General features: G+C 60.3%; 1 pseudogene. It reads right to left on the bottom strand.

Annotated features, from left to right (window positions below):
- A pseudogene (locus EOE48_RS30545) lies at positions 1-211 on the bottom strand (TIGR02647 family protein); the annotation flags it as partial.
- Positions 212-542 lie beyond the last annotated feature (331 nt).

Here is a 542-nt window from a genome sequence, read left to right as displayed (position 1 = left end):
AGCAGCTGGACACTGTCAACGGCGTCGTGACCCAGGCTGGTCAGGTAGCCGCCATCGGGTTGATCGGTCAGCCCTTTTCATGAAGGCGTTGCGCTGCGGCGACCAGGGCAGGGGCGGCGTTGCTGTTTATCTTGATGCCTTCCTGGCTGCTGTCGTGTTTGAACAGCGCGAGTACTTCCAGTTCAGCGATCAGATCGGGGGTAAAAGACATGGCGACTCCTGACTTCCAGACAAGGATGGCGGCACCGCTTACGGTGCCTGACCTTCGAGTGTAGTCGGGGTATTCGTCCTCGCCTTGATCCATCTCAGGCGGCAGCTCCGGCAGCGCCCGCAACGCGTTCTCGTACCACTCGCCGTTGAACGCGCGGTCTTCCACCAGCATGTTGTCGATTTCAAAGGCCAGCACATGGGCCATCAGGTTGAGGATGTCCTCGCGCTCGTAACCGACCAGGGTCAGCTTGTTGAAGGTGGCCTTGGCCGCAGGCGGTTCGCCGCTTTCAATCTGGTTTTCGATGGCCTGGGTCAGTGTCGCCTCGGCGAAG

The sequence above is a fragment of the Methylobacterium oryzihabitans genome (genome assembly GCF_004004555.2).
Taxonomy (GTDB): domain Bacteria; phylum Pseudomonadota; class Alphaproteobacteria; order Rhizobiales; family Beijerinckiaceae; genus Methylobacterium; species Methylobacterium oryzihabitans.
The sequence above is the reverse complement of the archived record's forward strand: the minus strand, read 5'-3'. Positions and strand labels throughout refer to the sequence as shown.